The sequence below is a fragment of the Nocardia sp. NPDC057668 genome, from assembly GCF_042799795.1.
Taxonomy (GTDB): domain Bacteria; phylum Actinomycetota; class Actinomycetes; order Mycobacteriales; family Mycobacteriaceae; genus Nocardia.
In genome coordinates this window covers 96436-116159 of sequence record NZ_JBHVIC010000007.1, presented here as the reverse complement: position 1 = coordinate 116159, position 19724 = coordinate 96436, and the positions used below count along the sequence as shown (strand labels likewise).

General features: G+C 69.3%; 15 protein-coding genes and 1 pseudogene. 10 read left to right on the top strand and 6 right to left on the bottom strand.

The window, feature by feature from the left end:
* Positions 1-5: 5 nt before the first annotated feature.
* The 5 genes and pseudogenes from ACFVBH_RS33840 (at position 6) to ACFVBH_RS33820 (ending at position 5491) form a co-directional block, all read left to right on the top strand.
* Complete coding sequence (locus ACFVBH_RS33840; RefSeq protein ID WP_354991835.1) at positions 6-821, top strand: ABC transporter ATP-binding protein; 816 nt, start codon at positions 6-8, stop codon at positions 819-821.
* Positions 818-1735, top strand: a pseudogene (locus ACFVBH_RS33835) (glycosyltransferase); the annotation flags it as partial. The gene ACFVBH_RS33840 and the pseudogene ACFVBH_RS33835, both read left to right, overlap by 4 nt.
* Positions 1736-2060: 325 nt before the next feature.
* Complete coding sequence (rsgA, locus tag ACFVBH_RS33830; protein ID WP_379008039.1) at positions 2061-3206, top strand: ribosome small subunit-dependent GTPase A; 1146 nt, start codon at positions 2061-2063, stop codon at positions 3204-3206.
* Between the two features lie 396 nt (positions 3207-3602).
* Positions 3603-4847, top strand: coding sequence for a sensor histidine kinase (locus ACFVBH_RS33825; protein ID WP_379008036.1), 1245 nt, complete (start codon positions 3603-3605; stop codon positions 4845-4847).
* Positions 4835-5491: a response regulator gene (locus ACFVBH_RS33820; protein ID WP_379008034.1), complete on the top strand. Its 657-nt coding sequence runs from the start codon at positions 4835-4837 to the stop codon at positions 5489-5491. Before ACFVBH_RS33825 ends, ACFVBH_RS33820 begins: the two co-directional genes overlap by 13 nt.
* Before the next feature lie 276 nt (positions 5492-5767).
* Here the strand turns inward: ACFVBH_RS33820 and ACFVBH_RS33815 are convergent, their stop codons facing one another.
* Both ACFVBH_RS33815 and ACFVBH_RS33810 read right to left on the bottom strand, forming a co-directional pair.
* A complete protein-coding gene (locus ACFVBH_RS33815) occupies positions 5768-7300 on the bottom strand; it encodes an alpha/beta hydrolase (RefSeq protein ID WP_379008032.1) in 1533 nt (510 codons plus the stop codon).
* Between the two features lie 103 nt (positions 7301-7403).
* On the bottom strand, positions 7404-8585 hold the full coding sequence (locus ACFVBH_RS33810) for a serine hydrolase domain-containing protein (protein WP_379008029.1): 1182 nt from the start codon (positions 8583-8585) through the stop codon (positions 7404-7406).
* Positions 8586-8857: 272 nt separating this feature from the next.
* On the opposite strand from ACFVBH_RS33810, the gene ACFVBH_RS33805 reads away from it, so the two are divergent.
* Complete coding sequence (locus ACFVBH_RS33805; protein ID WP_354991729.1) at positions 8858-9706, top strand: NAD(P)-dependent oxidoreductase; 849 nt, start codon at positions 8858-8860, stop codon at positions 9704-9706.
* Positions 9707-9768: 62 nt separating this feature from the next.
* Here the strand turns inward: ACFVBH_RS33805 and ACFVBH_RS33800 are convergent, their stop codons facing one another.
* Positions 9769-11673 carry a glycosyltransferase gene (locus tag ACFVBH_RS33800; protein ID WP_379008025.1) on the bottom strand — a complete coding sequence of 635 codons (1905 nt, stop codon included), beginning with the start codon at positions 11671-11673 and terminating at the stop codon, positions 9769-9771.
* A 111-nt stretch (positions 11674-11784) separates the two neighbouring features.
* Entirely contained in the window at positions 11785-12306 is a 522-nt protein-coding gene (locus ACFVBH_RS33795) for a GtrA family protein (protein WP_354991656.1), read from the bottom strand.
* Positions 12307-12385: 79 nt separating this feature from the next.
* Here ACFVBH_RS33795 and ACFVBH_RS33790 point away from each other — a divergent pair, with 79 nt between their 5' ends.
* From ACFVBH_RS33790 to ACFVBH_RS33780, 3 genes are all read left to right on the top strand, one after another.
* The gene (locus tag ACFVBH_RS33790) at positions 12386-13366 is read left to right on the top strand and encodes a glycosyltransferase (protein ID WP_354991657.1); all 981 of its coding nucleotides are present in this window, start codon (positions 12386-12388) and stop codon (positions 13364-13366) included.
* A 122-nt stretch (positions 13367-13488) separates the two neighbouring features.
* Positions 13489-15081: a DUF2142 domain-containing protein gene (locus tag ACFVBH_RS33785; RefSeq protein ID WP_379008020.1), complete on the top strand. Its 1593-nt coding sequence runs from the start codon at positions 13489-13491 to the stop codon at positions 15079-15081.
* Between the two features lie 72 nt (positions 15082-15153).
* Complete coding sequence (locus tag ACFVBH_RS33780; protein WP_379008018.1) at positions 15154-16230, top strand: hypothetical protein; 1077 nt, start codon at positions 15154-15156, stop codon at positions 16228-16230.
* Between the two features lie 15 nt (positions 16231-16245).
* Here the strand turns inward: ACFVBH_RS33780 and rfbB are convergent, their stop codons facing one another.
* On the bottom strand, positions 16246-17250 hold the full coding sequence (gene rfbB / locus ACFVBH_RS33775) for a dTDP-glucose 4,6-dehydratase (protein ID WP_379008015.1): 1005 nt from the start codon (positions 17248-17250) through the stop codon (positions 16246-16248).
* A gap of 433 nt (positions 17251-17683) precedes the next feature.
* Between rfbB and ACFVBH_RS33770 the strand changes: the two genes are divergently transcribed.
* Positions 17684-18382 carry a hypothetical protein gene (locus ACFVBH_RS33770; protein WP_354991661.1) on the top strand — a complete coding sequence of 233 codons (699 nt, stop codon included), beginning with the start codon at positions 17684-17686 and terminating at the stop codon, positions 18380-18382.
* Positions 18383-18502: 120 nt separating this feature from the next.
* On the opposite strand, the gene ACFVBH_RS33765 is transcribed toward ACFVBH_RS33770, so the two are convergent.
* Positions 18503-19492: an alpha/beta hydrolase gene (locus tag ACFVBH_RS33765; protein ID WP_354986509.1), complete on the bottom strand. Its 990-nt coding sequence runs from the start codon at positions 19490-19492 to the stop codon at positions 18503-18505.
* Positions 19493-19724: the final 232 nt, after the last annotated feature.

The window sequence follows — 19724 nt, the reverse complement described above, 5'->3', positions numbered from 1 at the left end:
GCTCAATGACCGACCATGTGAGTATCGAGACCCAGAACGCGTGGGTGGAGTTCCCGATCTTCGACGCCAAATCCCGGTCGCTGAAAAAGGCGTTCCTGGGCAAGGCCGGTGGCGCCATCGGACGCAATCAGTCCGACGTGGTCGTCGTGGAGGCGCTGCGCGAGATCAACCTTTCGCTGAAGGAAGGCGATCGGGTCGGTCTCGTCGGCCACAATGGCGCGGGCAAATCGACACTGCTGCGGCTGCTTTCGGGCATCTACGAGCCGTCCCGGGGCAGCGCGCGCATTCGCGGCCGCGTCGCGCCGGTCTTCGATCTCGGCGTCGGCATGGACCCCGAGGTCTCGGGCTACGACAACATCATTATTCGCGGTCTGTTCCTCGGGCAGACGCGTAAGCAGATGCTTGCCAAAATCGACGAGATCGCCGAATTCACCGAATTGGGCGAGTATTTGGCCATGCCGCTGCGGACCTACTCCACCGGCATGCGCGTACGCTTGGCCATGGGCGTGGTCACCTCCATCGATCCCGAAATCCTGCTGCTGGACGAGGGCATCGGCGCGGTCGACGCGGAATTCATGAAGAAGGCGCGAGTTCGCCTGCAGGAGCTGGTGTCCCGCTCCGGCATTCTGGTCTTCGCCAGCCATTCCAATGAATTCCTGGCGCAGCTCTGCGATTCGGCTATGTGGATCGATCACGGTCAGGTACGCATGCATGGCGGCATCGAGGAAGTGGTGCGCGCGTACGAAGGCCCGGAGGCGGGCGATCACGTGGCCCAGGTGCTGCGGGATCTGGAACGTGAACCCGAACGGAATCCCGCATGACCGAGCAGCAGATGACCCCCAACTTCGGTGACGACGCGCGCATCGTCGCCATCGTCGTCACCCATAAACGCCGTGAACTGCTGGCCGAATCGCTGAAGGTGCTCTCCACCCAGACCCGGCCCATCGACCACCTGATCGTCATCGACAACGGCAACGAGCCCGAGGTCGGCGAGCTGGTGCGCGGCCAGGCGATCGAATCGACCTACCTGGGATCGGAGCACAACCTCGGCGGCGCCGGCGGTTTCGCGCTGGGCATGCTGCACGCGCTCACCATGGGCGCGGACTGGGTGTGGCTGGCCGACGACGACGGCCGGCCCGAGGGGCCCGAGGTGCTGGCCACGCTGTTCGACTGCGCCGAGCGGCACGGACTGGTCGAGGTCTCGCCGGTGGTCGCCGACATCGACGATCCCGATCGGCTGGCCTTCCCGCTGCGCCGCGGTGTGGTGTGGCGGCGGCTGCGCTCCGAGCTCGGCGACGAGGACTTCCTGCCGGGCATCGCCTCACTCTTCAACGGCGCGCTGGTCTCGGCGCAGGCCGTGGACGTCATCGGCGTGCCCGATCTGCGGCTGTTCGTGCGCGGCGACGAGGTCGAGGTGCATCGCCGCCTGGTGCGCTCGGGCCTGCCGTTCGGCACCTGTCTGCAGACCGCGTACCTGCACCCCAACGGCTCGGAGGAGTTCAAGCCGATCCTGGGCGGGCGCATGCACACCCAGTACCCGGATGATCCGGTCAAGCGCTACTTCACCTATCGCAATCGCGGTTACCTCATGGCGCAGCCCGGGATGCGCAAGCTGCTACCGCAGGAGCTGGCCCGGTTCGGCTGGTTCTTCCTCGTGCAGCAGAAGGATCCGCAGGGGCTCATGGAGTGGCTGCGCTTGCAGCGGCTGGGGCGGCGCGAACAGTTCCACAAGCCGGAGCAGACCCCGCCGCAGGCGCTCCCGAGCGCGGCGGAGCCGAGCCGGATCGAACCGGACAAGGCGAAATCCTGACCGTTCGCGGGTGAAAGCCCTGGTAGAAAAATCGGTTGCCACACCGTGGCCGACCTGACAGGGTGGGGACGTTCGATTTCGGCTCGCGGTCACCACGGTGATCGCCCAGGGAAGAGAAGGAGGTGGATTTACGTGACTACGACAGTGCGGATTGTCGTGCCTGCGCGAGTTTTCGCTGCGCGCGTATCCACCTCGAACCCCCTGCGCTGAGTCCGACCGACGGGCTCGGCCCGTCGAAGGACCCCCCATCATGTCTCTGGTCGATCTCGACCTGCTCGTTCCCTACGGCTGGACCCCTTCCGTGGCGACCGATTACCTTCCCCTGCTCGATGATTCGGTGATTCCGGCGCGCGTGCTGCGCATGGACCGCAGTGAATGCGACGTCGCCGTGCCGTTCGCCACCACCCGGCTGCCCGATCAGGCCGGGGCGCGCATCGTGCGCGCCCGCTGCCCGCGTTCGGATTCCGAGGTCAGCGGACTGTGCACCGGTGACTGGGTCGCGCTCGGCAGTGATTCCGGCGCACTGCCCGACACCCACCGGCTGCTGAACGACGCCGTGGTGCGCGACGTGCTGCCGCGCCGCACCGCCATCGTGCGGGCGGCGGTGTCGGGGCATTCCGATGCCCGGGCGCGGTCGGCGAGCCAGGTACTCGCCGCCAATGTGGACACCGTGCTGCTGTGCTCGCCCGGTGACGGCGATGTGGATCTCGGGCGGATCGAGCGGATGCTCGCGCTGGCCTGGGAATCCGGGGCGCAGCCGGTGGTGGTGCTCACCAAAGCCGATCTGGCCGATGACCTTTCGCTGGATCCGGTGCGGGCGGTCGCGCCCGGGGCCACCGTGGTCGCGGTGAGCGCGAGCACCGGTTTCGGCATGGAGGTGCTGACCGCGCTGCTGGACGGCACCGTCGCACTGATCGGCGCGTCGGGTGCGGGCAAATCCACCCTCGCCAACGCGCTGCTCGGCGCGGATGTGTTCGCCACCAACGCCGTTCGCGAAGGCGACAAGCGCGGGCGGCACACCACGGTGCATCGCGAACTGCGGCCGCTGCCCGGCGGCGGCACCCTGATCGACACCCCCGGCCTGCGCTCGATCGGCCTGTGGGACGCCGCCCAGGGCCTGGAGCGCACCTTCAGCGAGGTGGAATCCCTTGCCGCGCAGTGCCGTTTCGGTGACTGCACGCACATCGGGGAGCCGGGCTGCGCGGTGCTGGCCGCCATCGAGTCCGGGGAGCTGCCGCAGCGCAGGCTGGACAGCTTCCGCAAACTCACCCGGGAGAACGAGTGGATGGCGGCCCGCACCGATTCGCGGGCCCGCGCCGAACGCGAGAAGCAGTGGCGCGACATCAGCAAGGAACAGCGCCGCATGTACCGCCAGCGCCAGGGCGGCCGCCGCTGATCCGGCGCGGCCGCGCCCGTCCCCGTTCCCGGCTCGGGGCCGCGGGCCGAGGCGCGGTCGCGGTGGTTCGCCGAGCGGCCGCCGGCAACGGTGGCGGCCGCCCGGTCCGCGTTCCGGACTCGCGTCGCGGGCCGGGAGCGTGGCCGGCCCACGACACATCGCCGAAGCCGGTGCGCCGACGACCGCCGCCGGGCACGTCTGCGGCTCCGGCGGCGGCGAACGCGGGCGGCGACGAAGACGACAACGACGAGGCGGGTGCGACGGCCCGGGCCGGGACGTGCGACCGCCGGGCGCGGGTGTGCCCGCGCACCGATTTCCGCGGTATGCGGAGAATGAGAGCGTGGACGGTGCTGGTGTGGCGCGACGGGTTGAAGCGAGCGTTCCAGTTATGGGCCGATGAGGCCGGGGCGATGGGTGCTGGGGCGGCTGCGAAGGCTGCCCGCGGCGGTGGGGTACCTGGCGATGGGTGGGCTGACCGCTCTGCTGTCGATGTTCGCGGTGGTGGGACTCGCGGTGGTGGGGGCGTTCTGCCTGATCGGGCTGGGTATTCCGGCGGTTCCGGAGGCGGTGCGGCTGGTGCGGCGGCTGGTGGGCGTCGACCGGCGGCAGGCCGCGCGCTATCTGGGTGAGCCCATCGCGGCGCCCTACCAGCCGATGACGGGTTCGCTGCGTGAGCAACTGGCCACGGTCGCCCGGGATCCCGCCAACCTGCGGGACCTCGGGTGGCTGGTGCTGCACGCGGTGACCGGAACGCTGGTCGGGAGCGTCGCGATCCTGCTGCCCTTCGCCGTGCTGAACCAGGCGCTGGTCCCGGCCTACTGGCGGCTGACGCCGCCGGGATCGGTGACGAACTTCGGATTCACGGTGACCTCGTGGGGCACGGCGTTCGCGGCGGCGCTGATCGCGCTGCCGCTGGGCTGGCTCGCCCTGCAGACGCCCGCGGTGGCCGGGCTGACGGCGCGAACCGCGGCCGCGCTACTGGCCCCCGCCGACGGGGCCGAACTGGCGCATCGGGTGGCCGAGCTGACCGCGACCCGGGCGGCGGCGCTGGACGCGCACGGCGCGGAGCTGCGGCGGATCGAGCGGGACCTGCACGACGGCGCGCAGGCGCGGATCGCGGCGGTCATCATGCAGCTGGGGCTCGCCGAGCAGCTGCGCGAGCGGGATCCGGGGGCGGCCGACGCGATGGTGCGCACCGCACAGGACACCGCGACCGCGGCGCTCGCCGAACTGCGGGATGTCGTGCGCACGGTGTATCCCCCGGTCCTGGCCGATCGCGGATTGGCCAGTGCGATATCGGCATTGGCGGCGCGGTCGCCCATTCCCTGCGTGGTCGAGATCGAACCGGGTGCGCGGCGGCCGGCGGCGGTGGAGGCCGCGGCCTATTTCGTCATCGCCGAGGCGCTCACCAACGCCACCAAACACTCGCGGGCCGAACAGGTCTCGGTGCGCCTGGCCGGCCCGCCCGCGACCCTGACGGTCACCGTGAGCGACGACGGGATCGGCGGTGCGCGCGAGAGCGAGGGCGGCGGCCTGGCCGGCATCCGGCGGCGGGCCGCGGCCCTGGACGGGAGCATGGTGCTCACCAGCCCGGCCGGTGGCCCTACTGTGGTGCGCGTGGAGTTGCCGTGCGGGTCGTGATCGCCGAGGACGACGCGCTGTTGCGCGAGGGTCTGGTCCTGCTGCTGCGCACCGCGGGCATCGAGGTGGTGGCGGCCCTGGACAACGCCGAGGATTTCCTGACCCTGGTCACCGCCGACCGGCCCGACGCCGTGGTGGTCGACGTGCGCATGCCGCCCACCTTCACCGACGACGGCCTGCGGGCGGCGGTACGGGCCCGCGAGATTCACCCCGGGCTGCCGGTGCTGGTGCTCTCGAACTGGGTCGAGGACAGCTATGTCGCCGAGCTGCTCGGCGACGGTTCCGGCGGGGTCGGCTACCTGCTCAAGGAGCGGGTCGGCAAGGTCGACCGTTTCCTGGAATCGCTGCACCGGGTCGCCGGCGGCGGCACCGCCATGGATCCCGAGGTGATCTCGCAACTACTGGTCCGCCGCAAATCCGACGATCCGCTGGCGGCCCTGACCCCGCGCGAACGCGAGGTGCTGGCGCTGATGGCCGAGGGCCTGGACAACGCGACGATCGCCGCCCGCCTGGTCGTCTCCGAAGGCGCGGTCCTCAAGCATATTCGGAGCATCTTCGCCAAGCTGAACCTGCACGCGGACGAGGTCGGCCACCGCCGGGTGCTGGCGGTGCTCGCCTACCTCGGCGCGGCGCCGCGCGTGTAAGCCGCTGCGCCACGCCGACTCCCGATCCTCACCCGCGAGATCGATGCGCGCACCACCCGTGTGAGCCGGTGCGGCGCAATGACTTCACCGCGCCTCCCCGGTCTCCTTGCCCGCCGTCCGCTATCCCGGTGAGCGAAGCTGGTCACCGCCGGGCTCCCCTGGTTTCGGCGGTGTTCGATATCGCGACCCGGTGTAGCTCGAGTGGGCCACACACCGGATCGGTCCCGGCCTCGGGCAGCGCGGCCCGCCCTTCCCCGGGGGCGGGCCGCGGGTCGATCAGTTGGCGGATCCGTCGTCCCGGCAGGTGACGTCGGTCGCGGGCAGGGTTCCATCGGAGAAGTAGGTGTTGATCGCGCCCCAGGCGCAGGTGTTCCGATAGCGACCGTAGACGCTGTGGATGTCGACGTTCTCGAGGGTCACCAGGCGGGAGCCGGTGAGCGCCTTGCGCATCGCCACGCCGTTGGCGTACGTCGTGCGGGTGTCGCCGGTGGCCTGGATGACCAGGGCGGGCAGCGCGTTGCCGATCGTCGTCGGGTCCTCGGCAGGTGCGGGCCAGAAGGCGCACGGGGTGATGTTGTTGGCGAAGGCGCCGAAGATCGGCTGGGTGGCCCGCGCCGCCTCGATGTTGCGCCAGTACCACGACGGATCGCGGGGCACACCCACGTCGCCGCACATGATGGTCATCTGCGCGGACATGTTCTCCGGCTTGCCGTTCAGCATGCGATCGATGCTCGCCGCCAGTTCGGGATCGGGCGTCACGGCCCTGCCCGCGGCCGCGTCCAGGTAGAGGCGCACGTGCGCGGAGGTCGTCGGGTAGTTGCGCGCGTCGTCGAGCACGGTGAACAGCAGCATCGGCAGCCAGTGCTCGTCCACCTCGAAATCCCCTATCCGGAGCGGCTTCTCGGCCGCACCCCGGATCAGGTTCTCCACGGTGGCGCGGACCTGGGCGCGGGTGCCGCCGAAGTGGTATTCACCGTCGCGGGCCGCGGCCCAGTCCGCCCAGCGGTCCAGGGCCGCCTCGTTGGCCGGGCCCATGTCCTGCATCATCCCGACCGCGCCGTAGCGCACCGGATCCACCGCGCTGTCCAGCACCATGCGGTCGCTGCGCTCGGGGTACATCTGCATGTAGACAGCGCCCAGGTAGGTGCCGTACGAGGTGCCGAAGTAGTTGATGCGTTCCTGCCCCAGCACGCCGCGCACGACATCCATGTCGCGGGCGGTGTTGCGGGTGGAGATCGAGGACAGCCGATCGCCTTGATTCGCAACGCATTCGGCGGCGAGCCGGCCCTGGGTCACCACCGACTCGGCGAATCCCGCGCCGTCCACACCCGCCGATTGCAGGCCGAAACCGGTGGTCCAGCCGCAATCGATCGGCGTCGAGCGGCCGACGCCGCGCGGGTCCATGCCGATGAGGTCGTAGCCCGCGCGGACCTCGGGGGTCATGGCCGGGAGCAGGCGGATGAACTGATCCAGCCCGGATCCGCCCGGGCCGCCGGGGTTGGACAGCATGACGCCGCGGCGCTGCGCGGGATCGGTGGCCGCGATGCGGGAAATGGCGACGGTCATCGTCTTCCCCTGCGGCTCCGCGTAATTCACGGGAACGGTGATGTCGGCGCACTGCGCGCCCACCTCGTCCAGCGCCTGCACACCGCAGGCCACCCAATTCGGGTGCTGGCCGTAGTAGCGGCCGAGTTCGGCTTCGGTCGCGGCGGCCGGTGGCGCGGCCACGACCCGGTCCACCACGACCGCGCCGGTGACGGCGGCGATCACGGTGGCGGCGACGGTCGCGAAGAGCTTTCCGCTGTGCACGGTGAATTCCTTTCGGGGTACTGCGAATCGGGGATACAGGGAATGGGTCGGGCGGCGCGGCCCGGACGCGATGCGGGAGCGCGCGGCAGCCGGGCGGCGCTCCTCAGGAGCAGAGCGCGGTGTCCAATGCCGCCGTGACGGTCGCGGCCTGTGCCTCGCTGACCGGTAGCTGATTGACGATCACGGTCACCGCGACGCCCGCGGCCGTGACGCCGTTGCGGGTCTCGAAACCGGGGATGCTGCCGCCGTGGCCCCAGACCTCCGCACCGCAGGACACGGGCTGGTGGATCAGCCCGAGGCCGTAGCCCGCGCCGGGCATGCGGTCGAAGGGCACGGTCACGCGCATCTCGGCGAGCAGCGGCGCGGGCAGGAGTTCACCCGCGAGCAGGGCGCGGAAGAAGCGATTGAGATCGGCGCCGGTGGCGACCATCGCCCCGGCCGCGCCGCCCCACGACGGGTCGAGATCGGTGAAATCGACGCGCTGCCCCGCACTTTCCTCGTAGCCGCGCGGATGCGGACCGCGAATGACCTGTTCGCCGTCCGCCGGGAAGTAGGTGTCGCGCAGGCCGAGCCGATCCAGGACGCGGGTCTGGATCTCGGCGGCCACCGGCTTGCCCGTCACCTGCTCGACGAGCATCCCGAGCAGGATGTAGTTGGTGTTCGTGTACACCGCGCGCGCACCGGGTTCGTACTGCGGCGGCAGGCTCATGGCGATGTCCACCAGCTCGCGCGGGGTGAAGTGCCGGGTCCGCAGTGCGGCCGCATCCCCTTGCAGCTGCGGCGAATTCGGGTCGCGGGCCACCGCGGGGTCACCGCTCGCCAGATAGTCCGGCAGTCCGGTGGTGTGCTGGAGCAACTGGCGCACGGTGATCCGGTTGCCGTCGTTGCCGTTGCCGCGCACCACGCCCGGCAGGTACTTCTCCACCGGATCATCCAGGGCCACCGTGCCTTCGGCGACCAGCTGCATGATCACCACGGCCACATACGTCTTGGTGTTGCTGCCGATCCGCACGCGGGCGTCGGCGCTGAACTCCGCGCCGGTGACCGTATCGGCCCGCCCGGCGGTCCGCACGCGCTGTCCACCGGCGTCGGTGATCACCACCTGCACGCCCGGGAACCCGGCGTCCACGACCGCCGCCATGGCCGCCCCCAGGGCGTCGTCCCGGTCCCGGCCGGTGGGCGCGGCGCCCGGGTCCGCGGTCGCGCAGGCGGCCGCGGCGAGCACGGCCAGCACGCCGATGCCGGCCGGCGCGCGGCGCGCGCGGTACCCCCGAAATATCGTCATGTGAAGGCGTTCCTCCTGTTCGGTCCGGTTTTCCCGGCTGCTTCGAGCCTAGGAATCCGGGACCGCGATTCCGATGCCGCACACGCCCTTGTTGCCGGTGGCGCGGACCGGACGGCCGGGGGTAGCGCAGGCGCTACCCCGACATCCATATGCACCTAGTTGCATAGTGTCGGAAATCGGCCTACTGTCCGGATCGGAGGGTTTTCGCTCCGATCGCGCACGGACGCGCGGATCATCGAACCCGGGGCGAAAGCAGAGAGCAGGGAGCCGAGATGACCGAAGCACTGAAGCCGCTGGCGGGCCGGACCATGATCATGTCGGGCGGCAGCCGCGGCATCGGGCTGGAGATCGCCAAGCGCGCGGCCGCGGACGGCGCGAACATCACGCTGATCGCGAAGACCGATCAGCCGCATCCCAAGCTGCCCGGCACCATCCACACGGCGGCAGCCGAATTGGAGGCCGCGGGCGGAACGGTGCTCAAGTACGTCGGCGACGTCCGCGACGACGGCGCGGTGGCCGAGGCGGTGCAGCGCACCATCGCGACCTTCGGCGGCATCGACATGGTGGTGAACAACGCCTCGGCGATCGACCTGTCCCCCACCGAGACCCTGCCCATGAAGAAGTACGACCTCATGCAGGACATCAATTGCCGCGGCAGCTTCCTGCTGTCCAAGCTCAGCATCCCGGCGCTGCGTGAATCCGCGCAGACCGGGCGCAATCCGCACATCCTGACGCTGTCGCCGCCGCTGAACCTGGATCCGAAATGGGCGGGCGGCTCCCTGGGCTACACCATCGCCAAGTACGGAATGTCGCTCACCACACTGGGATTGGCCGAGGAGCTGCGCAAGTACGGCATCGGCGTGAACTCGCTGTGGCCGCGCACCACGATCGCCACCGCGGCGGTGCAGAATCTGCTCGGCGGCGCGGAGATGGTCGCCACCTCACGGACGCCGGACATCTACGCCGACGCCGCGTATCTGGTGCTCACCTCGCCGGCGAAGGAGACGACCGGCAACTTCTTCATCGACGACGATGTGCTTGCCGCGCACGGCATCACGGATCTGGAGAAGTACCGCGTGGTGCCGGGCGACGGCCCGCTCAGCACCGATCTGTTCCTCTAGCCGGTAGGCAGTAGCGCGAAAAGGCCGGTCGCCCTGGGCGACCGGCCTTTCGAGTCTCGCGGCTACTTCTCGGAATCGATCCCGTACAGCCGCTCCCAGTTGGCGCGGCTGGTGAGTTCGGGCATCGCCCCGCGCCAGCGCCGCTGTAGCTCCGGCAGTTCCTTGCGGAGCTTCTTGAGCACCCGATACGCGCGGATCAGCAGCTTGCGCGCGGTCTCCTTGTCGCGGTGGCGAACTCGCACCCCGGACTGCGAGGCGTCGGTGACCACCACGTCGCCGAACAGGCCGACGTGCCACCAGTGCGCGTCCTCGCGGGTGACCGCCACCGGACCCGGGATCACGCGCCCGGTCCACTGGTTCAGCGCCCGCTTGAACAGGATGAGCAGCGGGCGGCTGGGCTCGCCGCCGGCCCGGCGCACGTGCAGGTGCGCGTTGGGAATCGGCGAGGTCGCCGCCGGATGCTTGATGGTCTCGGCGTACTCGTTGCGCGAGCCCCGGGCCGCGGCCAGCGCCGCGATGCCGCCGTCGCGCAGGATCTCCGGGCCCTTCAGGTAATCCTCGATGCCCTGCAGCGTGGTGTGCGCCAGGCCGTACTGCATCCCGACCAGATATTCGCCGATCTCCCGGAAGAGCTGGCGGGTAACGGCTTTGGGATCCAGATCGGTGTGCAGCGAGGAGACGATGAGCGAGTTGCGGGAGGAGAAGTACCGCGCCCAGTCGTCGAAGTCCTTCCAGTAGAAGTCCGCGTGCCAGACCGCCGCGTTCGGCATGGTGACGGTGACGAACCCGTTCTCCCGCGCGCGCAGGCCGTATTCGACGTCGTCCCACTGGAAGAAGATCGGCACCGGCAGCCCGATGCGGGCGACCACCTCCGCCGGGATGAGGCAGGTCCACCAGGCGTTGTAGCCCGCGTCCACGCGGCGTTCCTGATGCTTCTTGAGCATGCTGGTGTTGCGCAGCGCCTTGGCCACCTTCTGGCCGTGGCGCAGCCTGCCCAGATCGGTCTCCTCCGCGCCGACGTTGAGGAAGTCGGGGTTGTAGAGGAAGAGCATCTGCGCGCCGACCAGGGTCGGCTCGACGGTCATGTTCGCGAAGGCGTTGAGCCGCAGCACCGTTTCGGGCTCGCACAGGATGTCGTCGTCCATCAGGATGACGTCGGCGTGCTCGTTGGCGGCCGACACCTCGTAGAGGCCGCGGGTGAAACCGCCCGCCCCACCGAGATTCGGCTGGCGCAGGTAGCGCAGCTTGTCGCCGAGCGCGGGCGCGGTCTCCTGGAAGACCGGCTGATCCTGCACCAGATCGGTGCCCTGGTCCACGACGTACACCGCGTCGATGGCGGCCAGCACGGTCGAGTCCGAGGCCAGCGCCGCCACCGTGTTCGCGCAGTCCGGCGCGCGGTTGAAGGTGCAGATGGCGATGGCCACCGGTCGCACCGTCTCGGGAGCCGGTGCGCTCCAGGCCAGATCGGAGATGAGCACGTCACCGCCGATGGCGTCGAATTCGAGCCACAGCGCGCCGCCGTCGATGTACATGTCCAGCGCGGTGCTCAGCACGACGCGGCCGTCCTCGCGCGTCTCGGCGGTGGCCACCACGCGCCGGTGCCCGGCGATGTCCGACGCGGCCAGGCGCACCTTGGTGCGGCCGCCCACCTCCAGGGTCATCGCGACCTCGACGGCGGTGACCGTGGTCCAGCGCTGCCAGTAGCTGGCGGCGAAGCGGCCGAAGTAGGTATTGGTCGTGGCGGTGGCGCCCTTGTCCAGACGCAGGCTGAAGCGCTCGCGATGCGCCTTGCCGCCCTTCACCACCGCGTATAGATCGTCGCTGATCCGGGGAGCCGGCCCGGTGAACAGCCCGCGCTGCAGCACCAGGCGCTCGGGCGCGACATGGTCCGCCCGCAGCGTCGCAGGGGCTCCGGCGGTCTGCCGGTCATTGATTTCGGTCACGGCTTGGCCAGCCGACGCATCCATGAATCCCTCGACATCGCTCGAAAACAAATCAGATACCGGTAATACCCTGACGCGGATCGACACCCACTGTCACGCACGGCGCGCAGAGACTATCAATTCGCGGGCGAGGCTTCAGCGCGAACCCGCGTCAACACTCTCGTCGCGCGCTCCGGTGAACACGAATTTGTCATAGGCCCAGTAGCGGAACAGGACCGCGACCGCCTGCCCGACCAAAGTCCCGGAGATGTTGTCCGCCAACGGACTCGACAGATCCAGGACGTATCGGGAGAACCCGAGGCAGCCCAATTGCAGCCCGATCGCGATCACATTGAACACCGCGTACAGGACGTATTCGCGGGCCGCGGATCCGCCCTTCTTGTGCGCGAACGTCCACCATTTGTTGCCGAAATAGGTGACGACCGTGGCGACGCCGATGGCGATGATCTTCGCGACGATGGGCCGGTCGAAGAGCACGCCCTCCCCGCCCCAGAACACCAGCAGGTTGTAGGTCCCCGCGTCGACGGCCAGCCCGATCAGGCCGACCACGAGAAAGGCGCTGCCCTGCTTGAGGGTGGTGCGCACCTTGTCCGCGAAAGAGACGGGGACGGTTTCGGCGGGGCTGGTATCGACGGCCGCCGGCTCACTGCTGGACACTCGGCGACGGTACCCCAGCCATCTCGGGTACCCTCCCCGTGTTCGTATTCGCCTACCGATCACATCGAGGATTGACCGGGTGGACCCCACCGAGCTTCGCATTGCCGCAGTTGTCCCCTGCCACAACGAAGAGGCCTCGGTCGCGAAGGTCGTCAGCGACCTCAAGGCCGCCGTGCCCGGGATCGTCGTGTACGTCTACGACAATCGCAGCACCGACGCGACCGCCGAGAAGGCGCGCGAGGCGGGCGCGATCGTGCGCCACGAATATCGCAAGGGCAAGGGCAATGTGGTCCGCCGCGCCTTCGCCGATATCGACGCCGACGTCTATTTGATGATCGACGGCGACGACACCTACGACGCCGCCGCCGCGCCGCGCATGATCGAGGCGCTGCTGACCGGACCGTACGACCACGTGCTGGGCGTGCGCCGGGAATCGGCGGGCGAATCGGCGTACCGGCCGGGTCACGAGACCGGCAACAAGGTGCTCAACGGCGTGGTCGCCCAGGTGTTCGGCGAGAACGTCGAGGACATGCTCTCCGGCTACCGCGTGTTCTCGCGGCGGTTCGTGAAGAGCTTCCCCGCGGTGTCCCGCGAATTCGAGATCGAGACCGAGCTGACGGTGCATTCGCTGCACCTGCGCGTGCCGCAGACCGCGGTGCCGGTCGGCTTCAAGGACCGGCCCGAGGGCAGCGAGTCCAAACTGCGCACGTACCACGACGGTTTCAAGATTCTGCGGCTGATCATCGGGCTCGCCCGGCACGAACGCCCGGTCGCGTTCTACGGCCTGTTCGGCACCCTGGCCTGGATCATCTCGATCGTGCTCATCACGCCGATAGTGATCGAGTTCTACCGAATTCACGAGGTGCCGCGCTTCCCCACGCTGTTCCTGGGCTTCACCCTGCTGCTGCTGGGTAGCCTGGCCTGGACCGCGGGCCTGGTCCTGGACGGCATCCGCCGCTCCCGGCACGAGGCCGCGCGCCTGATGTACCTGCGTTACTCGGCGGTCGGTGTGGCCGCCGAACACGAGGCGCAGGACTGCTCGGGCGGTAGCAGGCGATGACCGTTCGCACCGAGCCGGACGCCACGCGACCCGGGGAGGAGCCGAGCGAATCCGCCACTCCCGCCGCGGGAGCCGGGACCCTTACCGAGCAACCGGGCGAGCGTCCAGCACAATCGGACACCGTGGGAACAGAATCGAGCGCCGCCGGCACCGTCGCCGCGGCCGAGACCGGCGCGGCTACCGCCCCGAACGGGACCGAGTCCGGCGCGAGCACTACCGGCGCGGAATCGACGACGGGAGCGAGTGGCCGCGGGGCGGCGTTCGCCCGGATCGAGCAGCGCTTCGGCGCGGCCACCGTGGCCTTCCTGGTGCTGGCCGGCATCTTCGGCGCGGTGTTCTCGGTGGTCACCCCGCCCTTCTGGGGACACGACGAGATCACCCAGTTCGGGCGCGCCTACCAGGTCGCGCAGGGGCAGATCACGCCGCAGAAGATTCAGGACGACCGCGGGCCCGCGTGGGGCGGCGACGTGCCGATCAGCGTCGACGCGCTCATGTCGTTCGCGTTCGACGACTACCGCAACAACAACGACGAGCCCGACCCGATGGTGGTGGACCGGGCGGCCTACGACAAGCTCGGCTCGCTGCCGGTGTCCACGGCCACGACGCAGGTGTGGTTCACCAACACCGCCGCGTACTCCCCCGTCCCGTATCTGCCCGCCGCCGCGGGCATTCGGATCGCCGAGGCGCTGGACCTGAACGTCGGCGGCCTGGTGCTGGCCACCCGCTGGGCCGGGCTGCTCGCCTACCTGGTGATCGTCGGCTTCGCGGTGCGCGTGCTGCGCGGGCACCGGGTGCAGTGGCTGGCGCTGACCGTCGCCGTGCTGCCCATCGCGGTGTTCCAGGCGGGCACCGTGACCGCCGACACCGTGACCAACGCACTGGCGCTGCTGGTTTCGGCCTTCATCGTCAAGGGCCTGTTCCTGGGGCAGCGGCTGTCCCGGCCGGAAACGGTGTTCGCGCTGACGGCCACCGTGCTGCTGCCTGTCTGCAAACCGACCTACGTGCTGCTGGCCATGCTCACGGTGCTGATTCCCGCCGGGCGCTTCGGCTTCGGCGATCCCGAACGCCCGGCGATCTGGCAGCGGGCGCTGCCGTGGGCGTTCGCGGTCATCGGCGGCGGCGTGTTCGCGGTCTGGATGAAGATCGCGGCCCCGACCGGCGACGGCATGAGTCTCATGCGCCCGCAGGAACAGTGGGGCTCGGTCCGCCCGGGCGATCAGCTGAAGGAGATCCTCGGCGATCCGATCCAGTTCCTGAGCGTGTTCGGCGACAGCATCGCGCGCCGCGATCAGCGCTGGTTCACCCAGTTCTTCGGCGAACTCGGCTTCGCGTACATCGACGTGCCGGCGCTGACCATCGTGGCCAGCCTGCTGGCCTTCGTGGTGAGCCTGGGCATCGCGGACCGCATGGCCGGGGATCGGCTGCGCGTCTGGCTGGTCCTGCTCACCATGGCGGCGAGCGTCGCGATGATCTACGTGACCCTGTACATGTCCTTCACGCCCGTCGGCTACTTCATCATCGACGGTGTTCAGGGCCGCTACTTCGTCCCCCTCGCCCTGCTGACCCTGGCCGTGTTCCTGCGCTGGATGCCGTTGCGGCTCACCGGCGCCGACGGACGCATCCCGGTGCGCGGCCCGGCCATCGCCGTCACCGCCGCCACCACCGTGGCCCTGCTCGCGGCCGTGGTGAAGTACTCCACGATCGTCTGGGGCTGACCCGCGCGGATCACCACGGGATCCGCACACCATCTCCACCGCTCGCCCGCGCACGCTCGCTAGCGTTCGATCATGAAGCGAAAAGGGCGGCCGCGCAGCGCGTTCGCGGCCGCGGGTGCGAGATGGCGCGGGTGGTCACGATGGCGCAGAGCCGGGATGATCCTGCTGGTGATCCTCACCGCCCTGCTGACCCCGGTCGGCGGGGCGGCGCTGTATCTGCGCCTGCACTACGCGGGCACACCCGCGGACGACGCCCGCACGCGCGGGCGGGACGCGGTGTGGCTCGGCCACGCGTGGGTCGACGGCCGCAGATCCGACGCGGACGTGGCCGGGCTCGCGACACTGTTGTCCGGCACCGGAATCAAGGACCTGTACGTGCACACCGGCCCGCTGGAGCACGACGGCGCCCTGCCCGCCGAGCTGCACCCGAACGCCCGCTGGTTCGTCGATACCGCCCATCGCCTGCTGCCCGGCATCCGCGTGCAGTCCTGGCTCGGCGACATCCTGGCCCCCGAATTCGACGGCATGAACGTCGAGGACGCCGCCACCCGGGAGCGCGTCGCCGCGTCCGCGACCGGGATCCTGGACCTCGGATTCGACGGCATCCACTTCGACCTGGAACCGGTGCGCTCGGGCTCGCCCGGCTTCCTGGCGCTGCTGGATCGGGTACGCCCGATCACCGCCGCACGCGCCGCGCTGCTGTCGGTCTCCGCGCCGGTCATCGACCCGCTGCCGGGGCTGCACGCGGTCGGCCTCGCCGTGGCCGATCACGGAAAATGGTGGTCGCAAGGCTATTTCGCGCAGGTCGCGCGGCGCGCGGATCAGGTCGCGGTGATGTCGTACGACACGGCCATGCCGGTGAAATCGCTCTACGGCGGCTATGTCGCGCAGCAGACCGGGCTGGCGCTGGAGGTCACGCCCGCCGGGGTGGATCTGTTGCTGGGCGTACCCGCGTACTGGGCGAACGATCTCGGGCATCGGGGCAACGCCGAAACCGTGGCGACCGCGATTCGCGGCATCCGGCTGGGCTTGGGCCGCACCGAGCGCGGTCGGCGGAATTTCGGCGTCGCGATCTATGTGGATTTCGCGGCCACCGCGCGGGATTGGGCGGAATATCGGCGCGACTGGGGCGGGATCGGCGTGCGCTGAACCCGCCCGCGGGTATCAGAGGACTTTCTCGCCCGCCGCCGCGTAGGCGTGCTCGGTGGCCGATTTCTGCGCGCGCCACCAGGGTTCGTTGGCGCGATACCAGGCGATGGTGGATTCCAGGCCCGCGCGGAAATCGCCGTAGCGCGGTTCCCAGCCGAGTTCGGTGCGCAGCAGGGTGGCGTCGATGGCGTAGCGCTGATCGTGGCCGGGGCGATCGGTGACGTGATCGAAGTCGTCCGGCGAGCGGCCGAAGCCTTCCAGAATCAGTTGTACGACCGATTTGTTGTCGCGTTCGCCGTCGGCCCCGATGAGATAGGTCTGGCCGATGCGGCCGCGGTCCAGGATTTCCCACACCGCGGTGTTGTGGTCCTGCACGTGGATCCAGTCCCGAACCTGGTGTCCCGCACCGTAGAGCCGCGGCCGGATGCCGTCGATGAGATTGGTGATCTGCCGCGGAATGAATTTCTCCACGTGCTGATAGGGACCGTAGTTGTTGCTGCAGTTGGACAGGGTGGCGCGCACCCCGAACGAGCGCACCCAGGCGCGCACCAGCATGTCGCTGGACGCCTTGGAGGCCGAGTACGGGCTGGACGGGTTGTAGGCCGTGGCCTCGGTGAACGCGGCCGGATCGTCCAGTGCCAGATCGCCGTACACCTCGTCGGTGGAGATGTGGTGGTAGCGCACGTCGTACTTGCGCACGGCCTGCAGCAGCACGTAGGTGCCGATGATATTGGTCTGCACGAACGGCCACGGATCGGACAGGGAATTGTCGTTGTGGGATTCGGCGGCGAAATGCACCACCGCGTCCGCCGCGCCGACGAGTCGATCGACCAGTGCGCCGTCGGCGATGTCGCCGTGCACGAACTCGACGCGATCGGCGATCGCAGCCAGCGAGGCCCGATTACCCGCGTAGGTGAGTTTGTCGAGCACGGTGACATGGACGCCGGGGCGCGTGGCCACGGTCTGATGAACGAAGTTCGCGCCGATGAATCCGGCGCCGCCGGTTACGAGCAATCGCACGGGCCAACCCTACGCGGCCCGCGCGGCCCGGGGGCGCGGCGTCCACATTGCGAGCATTACACCGGTTACCCGCCGCGTGTGAGCGGAATCGGATACGCGGCCGAAACAAAATTTCCGGATGGCGACAAAGTCCGCGTCCGGAATGTCCAATTTCCACGGAACTCTCGCGGCTTTCTCGTTAAATTGTCCGCACAAATCACACATGAACTGTGACCTTAGTCACAAAGATACTTCCAGGTTACCGTTCACCCGGCCCGGGACCGGTGAAAAAACCCCTCGTACGCTGCAGATTTCCAAATCCTCGCAACGCTGATCATCGTGATGGTGAACGGTATTTGAACGAACGGTCACGATGGGTTCACCGCTCGTTAGCTGAATTCGATTTCTATTTCTCTCGTCCCCCCGAGCTCTTCCCTGATGAGGTTTGCACCAAATGCTGATGAGGAAATTCGCCGCCACGTCGGCGCTGCTGATCGCCGCCATGGGCGTCGCCGCCGGTACCGTGAACGCGGCCCCCGCCGCGGCCGAGGCCGACGCGATCAACTACACGGCCACCAACACCGAGACGAACACCATCATCCGCACGGATGCCGGTTCCATGGTCGTCGAGGACGGCGTATTCAAGGTCAAGGCCGCCAACGGCACCGTCGTCGCGGGCACCGAGCTCAACTTCCGCGTGGACGACTACGTCTTCCCGATCGCCGCGGAGATCACCGACCGCACCGCGACCCTGACCCCCGAGTTCAGCATGGACAAGGCCGTCTACAAGCCGGTCGCCCTGCCGTACGAGAACGTCGCGCCGTGGAAGACCGAGTACGACCGTGAGCAGGCCGCCTTCAACCGCATGAAGGACACCATCGCCCTGGGCGCCACCGTCGGCACCCTGCTCGGCGGCCTCGGCGGCGCGGCCCTGGGCTGCGTCATCGGCGGCAGCATCGGCCTGGTCGCCACCGGCGCCCTGCTCGCCATCTTCGGCGCGGGCCCGATCGCCGGCTGCGTTGTCGGTATCGCCACCGTCGGCTTCCTGGGCACCCTCGCCGGCCAGATCTTCGTGACCGCGCCGGTCGCCATCCTGGCCGCCGCGCAGTACTTCACCACCATCAACCAGCCGTTCGTCGCCCCCGCCAAGTAATTTCGGCCGCGACGCCAGCACAGTCGAAACCCCCGCACCCGGACCACCCGGGGCGGGGGTTTCGCCGTTCTCCGTGCCGATGCGGGCCCGGCCGCCGCGCGCGACCGGGCCCCGGCCGCGTCACGCGGTGCGCGCCACGTCTCCGGCCTCGAGCCGGGCCCGCACGAACTGCGCCACGTGCGCCAGCGCGGCGCGACTCTCGGGCATGTTCGGGAAGATCGACATGAAGGCGTGCACCTGACCGCGCCAGATCTCCAGTGTCGCGGGCACTCCCGCGGCCGCCAGGCGCTGGGCCATGATCTCGCTGTCGCGTCGCAGCACCTCGTCCTCGGCGACGATGAGCAGCGCGGGCGGCAGTCCGGCCAGCACATTGTTGACCGGGGACAGCTCGGGATCGAGCCGCCCGTTCACCTCGGCGCCGATCTTGACGACCGACTCCAGCGCGGACAGCGGAATCAGCGCGTCCCTGCGCAGATTCGGATGCGCGCGCTTCTCGGTGCAGTCCAGATCGAGCGCGGGACAGAGCCCGACCAGTCCGGCGGGGACCGGCAGGCCCCGATCGCGCGCCCGCAGCGCGGTCGCGAAAGTCATGTAGCCGCCCGCGGAATCGCCCGCGAAGACCACCCGGCTCGGATCGGCCCCGTGCCGCAGCAGCCAGCGATAGGCGCTGAGGCAGTCCTCCACGCCGCCGGAGATGTCGGTCTCGGGCAGCTGGCGGTACTCCACGCTGACCACCGGCAGGCCGGTGCGGCGCGCGATGGCGGCCACCACGGGCCGGTGGGTGTCCAGACCGCACAGGAAGAAACCGCCGCCGTGCATGTACATCACCGCGCCGTCGCGCAGTGAGCTGCGCGCACCCGCCGGCCGCACGATCTCCATCCGGAAACCGTTGAGCCGCACCTCTTCCCGCTCCACGCCGCGCGGGGCGGGGCGCAGTTTGGCCAGGCCGTTCACCACGGCGGCGACGATGGGCATGTTCGAGGTGGTGACCGTGGCCATTTCCCCCATCGGCTTGATGATCCCGCGGCAGGCCAGTTCCAGAGCCTGGGAGTAACGGCTGCTGCCGTCCGGATTGATCACGGACATACCGTCATTGCTGGTCGCTGCCATAGCGCACCTACCTTCACCGCTGGGCGCGCCGAGCCGCTCGAACGGGAGTCCGCGAACAGCTCGGATACCCGGCGCGCGAGAGTCAGCGCTGACATCTCACATAGTGCTGTTTCAGAACACCACGGGAACGTGACCTACGCAACAGTTATCGACAGATCCGCATGAAGGTAAACGCGTGTGATCGAATCGCCGTCCAGCCGGAATCGGGCCGTACCTCCCCGCACCCGTGCGC

Excerpts from the sequence above, each read along its gene's own strand:
- ACFVBH_RS33780 (WP_379008018.1), top strand. The coding sequence starts at position 15,154 with ATGAAGCGAAAAGGGCGGCCGCGCAGCGCGTTCGCGGCCGCGGGTGCG.
- ACFVBH_RS33840 (WP_354991835.1), top strand. The coding sequence starts at position 6 with ATGACCGACCATGTGAGTATCGAGACCCAGAACGCGTGGGTGGAGTTC.
- ACFVBH_RS33770 (WP_354991661.1), top strand. The coding sequence starts at position 17,684 with ATGCTGATGAGGAAATTCGCCGCCACGTCGGCGCTGCTGATCGCCGCC.
- ACFVBH_RS33810 (WP_379008029.1), bottom strand. The coding sequence starts at position 8,585 with ATGACGATATTTCGGGGGTACCGCGCGCGCCGCGCGCCGGCCGGCATC.
- ACFVBH_RS33805 (WP_354991729.1), top strand. The coding sequence starts at position 8,858 with ATGACCGAAGCACTGAAGCCGCTGGCGGGCCGGACCATGATCATGTCG.
- ACFVBH_RS33825 (WP_379008036.1), top strand. The coding sequence starts at position 3,603 with ATGAGGCCGGGGCGATGGGTGCTGGGGCGGCTGCGAAGGCTGCCCGCG.
- rsgA (WP_379008039.1), top strand. The coding sequence starts at position 2,061 with ATGTCTCTGGTCGATCTCGACCTGCTCGTTCCCTACGGCTGGACCCCT.
- ACFVBH_RS33800 (WP_379008025.1), bottom strand. The coding sequence starts at position 11,673 with ATGGATGCGTCGGCTGGCCAAGCCGTGACCGAAATCAATGACCGGCAG.
- ACFVBH_RS33765 (WP_354986509.1), bottom strand. The coding sequence starts at position 19,492 with ATGGCAGCGACCAGCAATGACGGTATGTCCGTGATCAATCCGGACGGC.